We start from the raw sequence: 4,924 nt of genomic DNA on the forward strand, positions 1-4,924 counted from the left end.
TCAGTAAGGTTGGTAGGTATTTGGATATCATAGGTAAGGTACAGATCGCCAAACTCATTTTCCTTTTTATAAACAGGCATACCTTTGCCTTTAAGTTTTACCCTGGTTCCGTTTGGGGTTTCGGGTTTTACCTTAACTTTTACTTTTCCTGTTGGGGTTTCGGCCATAATCTCGCCGCCTAAAACGGCCGTATAAAGATCAAGCTTTACGGTTTTATATAAATTGGCGCCATCGCGCTTAAAACGCACGTCGGCAGGAATATTAAATTTAATATACAGATCGCCGGCCGGGCCGCCATTTACACCCTGTCCGCCATGTCCGGCTATTTTTATTGTTTGCCCGTTTTCTATACCTGCAGGTATTGTAATACGGATGTTTTTGCCATTTACAGCTAAGGTTTGTTTATGTGTATGCAGCGTATCCTGCAGGCTCAATTGCAATTCAGCATTCAAATCCTGGCCGCGATACCCGGTGCGTCTGCCACTGCCACCGGCACCTCCAAACATTGATTGAAAAAAGTCCGAGAAATCCTCACCGCTGCCAAAACCGCCGCCAAAACCTCCAAAACTTCCCGGGTCTCCAGAACTGCGCTGCCGGCTTTGCTGTTGACTGGTTTGTTGCTCATAGGCCTCTCCATGCTGCCAGTTTTCGCCGTACTTGTCATACTTTTTACGTTTCTCAGGATCACCCAATACTTCGTTGGCTTCATTAATCTCCTGGAATTTCTTATTTGCCTGAACATCGTTGGGATTAAGATCGGGATGATATTTGCGGGCCTGCTTGCGGTAAGCGTTTTTAATTTCTTTCTCCGTAGCAGTTTTGTCGATGCCTAATGTTTTGTAATAATCAATAAAAGCCATGGTAAACTATTATGTAAGTATAACCTTAAAATGAAGGCTAAGTTTTTATCCGCAGAAAATTAAACATTATTTGGTGGCTATTACCAAAGTATTAAAAGAATCAGCCTTTAACAAAGACTCAATTATCCGTTCACCGACTTTTATTTTTATGGCTTTATTTGTATCACCTTCGTTTTGTACAACAACAATTACTGAATTATCGGGGGGGGGGTAAAAGCTAAAGGATTGCTTTTAGTGAAATAATGTTTTAATCCTTTTTATAAGCTGAAGTAAAAAGTATAAAGTTTAAAATAGTCCATTAAATTTGCTTTATGCAAAACCAATTTTTCCATCATTTCAGTGATATCGTAACCAAAGAAATAGCGCCCGGCTATTTTTCTAAACTAATTCATACCAGTGGCAACACCATTAACTTTATTGAGGTAAAAGCCGGTATTTCACTTCCAATGCACAAACATATACACGAGCAATATTCGTTTGTTATTGAAGGTGAATTTGAGCTTACCGTTGATGGCGTTCCGCAGGTTTTGGATCCGGGAATGTTTGCCACTATACCATCAAATATCATTCATGGTGGTACAGCGGTTACCGATTGCAGACTGATAGATATATTTAGCCCGGCCCGCGACGACTACAAGTTGTTGTAACATTCGGCTTTTCCATTAGTCGAAATTATGATGACTACAAATTGGAAAAGAATAGCAACTGATTTGCTTATGATCGCTTTTTTGGTGGTCTTTCCGCATATGGGTTTGCTTCCCATGTTTGCTTTTTCTATTTTATTATTGCTGCTCATTGGCCTATATCTTAAATTCTTTAAGGAGGGATTCGGCGACATAGGTTTTAAGTTTTCAGCCATAAATTTGAAATCTGTTTGGCTTGGTGGTGTTATAGGTGTAGGGTATGCCATGCTTGCTTATTGGGGTATTGGGCCTTTTTTTGATCGTTTAGGCTTTACCCCGGCTAACTTATCCGATTTTAAATACATCAGGCATAATACCATCAATTACCTGTACCTGCTAAGTATTGCTGGTTTCCTGGTTATCCCGTTTGAGGAGATTGTTTTCAGGGGTTTTATATTTACCCGGATAAAAGCTTTATTTGGATACGGTAAATGGGCTTTTACTTTAAGCGGACTAATCACTTCCATATTATTTGCTTTATATCATTACCAGGAAGGTACGGGTGCCATGCTAAGTATATTTTTATTTGCTTTATTCATCACCTGGCTTTATAAGGTGTTTGATGGTAATTTGTGGTACCTTATATTCTTCCACATTTTTTACGATGTTTTTATGCTGAGCGCCATTTACCTGGGTTACATGTAACATTAAATGCTATAACACCTTTCATTTAATGTAGCTAAATATTAAGTTTGCCCTCCCAAAAAACAAAACAATATGCCTATAACAAAAGCTACCCTTGCCGACGTACCCGAATTGAATGCTTTAATTAACAGTGCTTACCGGGGCGAGGAATCAAAAAAAGGCTGGACAACAGAAACTGACCTGATAGGAGGGATCAGGATAGATGAACCTATGCTGATTGATTACCTTAACAATAACGCCATTACGCTGTTAAAATATGTTAATGAAGATGGCATAATCATAGGATCGGTTTACCTTGAAGTTAAGATTGACAAGTTGTACCTGGGCATGTTTAGTGTATCGCCAACATTACAAAACGGGGGGGTAGGCCGTGCTTTAATTGAGGAAGCCGAAGTTATTGCAAAACAATTGGGTTTACATACCATCAGCATGACTGTTATCCGCAGCCGTAAGGAGCTCATCAGCTGGTACGAGCGCCGTGGCTATACCTTTACAGGCGAGATCCAACCCTTTCATGATCATGGTCGCTTTGGTTCACCTAAAGAGTTGATCGAGCTTATAGTAATGGAGAAACAGGTTTAAACTCCTGTGTCCATTAATTTCTGAAAGAGGTCAATAAATTGACCAACATGTAAGCCATCAATTAATGCATGGTGTACATGAATTGATACCGGCATTGATCTTTTGCCATCCTGCAGTGTCATTTTACCAAACGAAATCCTTGGGCAGCTATCGGGTAAGCCAAAAATACGGGCGTGTGATATGCTGGTAAAATCTATCCAGGGTAAAGATGAAAAGCGAATGATATTATTGGCGTCCGACCGGATCAGCTCATTTGAGTTTTGAACGCTTTCAACCTCCTTATTCGCGGTTATAATAAATTGATCAAATTGGGGAGCATAAGGAATATATCCAAAGCCAAAAGTGCCATTGCTGCGCCCGATGGTTGAGCCGGCGTCTATTTGATCATACACATAAACCTCATCGTCCTCCATTCTTAATTTAAATGGCTCAATAGCATTTGCAGCGGCCAGTGCGCGGTGCATGGTATACAGGAAAAACGATACTCCCTTTTCTTTGGCAAAGCTATAAGCATTTGTACAATCAAGCTTTACTGTAACACCATAAAAAGGCTCGTCAAACTGTTTAAAGAAAAGAAAATGTTCCTTACGCACCCATGTATCAAGGTGTAACTTTTGCTTCATACCTGTATCGCCGTCAATATATCCTTAAGTGTATCTGCATGCCTGAATTTTTCATGCGTAAGGATGGTTTCAACATGCTCATGCGCCCAGGTGGTATGGAAAGGAACATGGATTGCATGTCCGCCAATATTAAGCACCGGCATCACATCAGATTTTAAAGAATTGCCCACCATCATAAACTCGCCCGGATTGATGTCAAGGTGTTTGATCAGTTTGATATAATCATCTTCCTGCTTATCACTCATAATCTCGATATGGTGAAAATAATGCGCCAGGCCCGATTTTTTTAGTTTTCGTTCCTGGTCAAGCAAATCGCCTTTGGTAGCAACAACTAACCTGTAATTGGTTTTTAAGGCTGATAATACTTCTTCGACACCATCCAGCAGCTCTATAGGTTCGTTAAGCATTTGCTTACCGTATTCCAATATAATTTCGATGACTTCAATACTGATCTTCTTTTCGGATATACTGAGTGCGGCCTCAATCATGCTGAGGATGTATCCCTTTATGCCATAGCCATAAAGGGCCAGGTTATCAATTTCAACTTTAAAAAGCTCGCTCGATATACTATGTTTCGGTAAAAAATCTTCCAGCAGGCTGCAAAATTTTTTTTCGGTGTTTTGAAAAAAAGGCTCATTCACCCAAAGTGTATCATCGGCATCAAAAGCAATAACTTTTAATTTCATGGCAATTAAGAAAAAACATACTGCAATAATAGTAATACGCCTTTAATTATCCATCAAAAAGCTTACCTGGTACAGCTTATAAATCAAATTCCCCTTTTCGGTAACCTTTTTTTAAAAAAGTAGTCTCCATGGTGCAACCTTTATTTTTAAAACAACGTCCTATAAACAATATGATCAAAACTATTCAATTAATGGAAGAGATACTGCCGCCTTTAAAAGAATTTATTGTTGATTATTGCAGCCGCTACAAGATCATACATGTGGATCCTGGCAGTTTATGCCTCGATACCAGCCTTGACCTTGATCTGGATATTTTTGATATCGAGATAGATCTTTTCCTGGCTGATTTTGCCGACCAGTTTAATATTGATCAATCAAAATTTACCTGGTATAAATACGGCTATCCAAAGGGATCAACCCGGGTAAGAATGATAAAAATGGTATTTGGCTATAACAGCTCCTGGGTAAAACAGCTTGCGCATTACTGCTACAAACCTAAGTTTAGAGTACGCAACCTGCAAAATGCGGTTATCACAGGAATGTTAGTGTGAGTGTTAAGTAAAATTGCTATACAATTTAGTCGGCAATCGTGATAATACATTTAATCAGGGTTCAGATAAAACCTTTATAAATCTGTAACTCTCGTATGATTCCTTTTTATGTAATTACGAATATCCAATACTATCCCGGCAAAAAAGTAAAATATCAGCGGGAAGCCTACAGCTAAAAACGAAGAGTATATAAAAAACAGCCGGATTTTGGCAATGGAAACGTTAAATCTTTCGCCCAGATAAGTGCATACACCAAAGGAGTACCGTTCAAAAAAAGTAAGTATTCTCTGTAGC

At 39.2% G+C, this 4,924-nt stretch carries 8 protein-coding genes and 1 pseudogene; 4 read left to right on the plus strand and 5 right to left on the minus strand.

Annotated elements, in window-relative coordinates; all coding sequences use genetic code 11:
* Positions 1-860 (minus strand): DnaJ C-terminal domain-containing protein (locus AC1DPZ_RS21800; RefSeq protein ID WP_477407393.1); only part of this gene is annotated, 860 nt, incomplete at its 3' end.
* 66 nt (positions 861-926) lie between these two features.
* Positions 927-1,052, minus strand: a pseudogene (locus tag AC1DPZ_RS21805) (hypothetical protein); the annotation flags it as partial.
* Positions 1,053-1,171: 119 nt separating this feature from the next.
* Here AC1DPZ_RS21805 and AC1DPZ_RS21810 point away from each other — a divergent pair.
* The 3 genes from AC1DPZ_RS21810 (at position 1,172) to AC1DPZ_RS21820 (ending at position 2,770) form a co-directional block, all read left to right on the plus strand.
* The gene (locus tag AC1DPZ_RS21810; RefSeq protein ID WP_477407395.1) at positions 1,172-1,507 is read left to right on the plus strand and encodes a cupin domain-containing protein; all 336 of its coding nucleotides are present in this window, start codon (positions 1,172-1,174) and stop codon (positions 1,505-1,507) included.
* Between the two features lie 27 nt (positions 1,508-1,534).
* Complete coding sequence (locus AC1DPZ_RS21815; RefSeq protein WP_477407397.1) at positions 1,535-2,188, plus strand: CPBP family intramembrane glutamic endopeptidase; 654 nt, start codon at positions 1,535-1,537, stop codon at positions 2,186-2,188.
* A gap of 72 nt (positions 2,189-2,260) precedes the next feature.
* The gene (locus AC1DPZ_RS21820) at positions 2,261-2,770 is read left to right on the plus strand and encodes a GNAT family N-acetyltransferase (RefSeq protein WP_477407400.1); all 510 of its coding nucleotides are present in this window, start codon (positions 2,261-2,263) and stop codon (positions 2,768-2,770) included.
* On the opposite strand, the gene AC1DPZ_RS21825 is transcribed toward AC1DPZ_RS21820, so the two are convergent.
* On the minus strand, positions 2,767-3,393 hold the full coding sequence (locus AC1DPZ_RS21825; protein ID WP_477407402.1) for a CatA-like O-acetyltransferase: 627 nt from the start codon (positions 3,391-3,393) through the stop codon (positions 2,767-2,769). The genes AC1DPZ_RS21820 and AC1DPZ_RS21825 overlap by 4 nt on opposite strands.
* Positions 3,390-4,079 carry an HAD family hydrolase gene (locus AC1DPZ_RS21830; RefSeq protein ID WP_477407404.1) on the minus strand — a complete coding sequence of 230 codons (690 nt, stop codon included), beginning with the start codon at positions 4,077-4,079 and terminating at the stop codon, positions 3,390-3,392. The genes AC1DPZ_RS21825 and AC1DPZ_RS21830 overlap by 4 nt, the downstream gene beginning before the upstream one ends.
* A gap of 170 nt (positions 4,080-4,249) precedes the next feature.
* Between AC1DPZ_RS21830 and AC1DPZ_RS21835 the strand changes: the two genes are divergently transcribed.
* On the plus strand, positions 4,250-4,630 hold the full coding sequence (locus AC1DPZ_RS21835) for a DUF1493 family protein (RefSeq protein WP_477407406.1): 381 nt from the start codon (positions 4,250-4,252) through the stop codon (positions 4,628-4,630).
* Positions 4,631-4,704: 74 nt separating this feature from the next.
* Here AC1DPZ_RS21835 and AC1DPZ_RS21840 read toward each other — a convergent pair.
* On the minus strand, positions 4,705-4,924 hold a 220-nt coding region (locus tag AC1DPZ_RS21840; protein ID WP_477407408.1), incomplete at its 5' end, for a PspC domain-containing protein.

The sequence above is a fragment of the Mucilaginibacter sp. P4_G9 genome (assembly GCF_056400985.1).

What these genes read in the sequence shown, in the direction of transcription:
- AC1DPZ_RS21825 (WP_477407402.1), bottom strand. Translation starts at nt 3,393, where the DNA reads ATGAAGCAAAAGTTACACCTTGATACATGGGTGCGTAAGGAACATTTT.
- AC1DPZ_RS21810 (WP_477407395.1), top strand. Translation starts at nt 1,172, where the DNA reads ATGCAAAACCAATTTTTCCATCATTTCAGTGATATCGTAACCAAAGAA.
- AC1DPZ_RS21820 (WP_477407400.1), top strand. Translation starts at nt 2,261, where the DNA reads ATGCCTATAACAAAAGCTACCCTTGCCGACGTACCCGAATTGAATGCT.
- AC1DPZ_RS21830 (WP_477407404.1), bottom strand. Translation starts at nt 4,079, where the DNA reads ATGAAATTAAAAGTTATTGCTTTTGATGCCGATGATACACTTTGGGTG.
- AC1DPZ_RS21815 (WP_477407397.1), top strand. Translation starts at nt 1,535, where the DNA reads ATGATGACTACAAATTGGAAAAGAATAGCAACTGATTTGCTTATGATC.
- AC1DPZ_RS21835 (WP_477407406.1), top strand. Translation starts at nt 4,250, where the DNA reads ATGATCAAAACTATTCAATTAATGGAAGAGATACTGCCGCCTTTAAAA.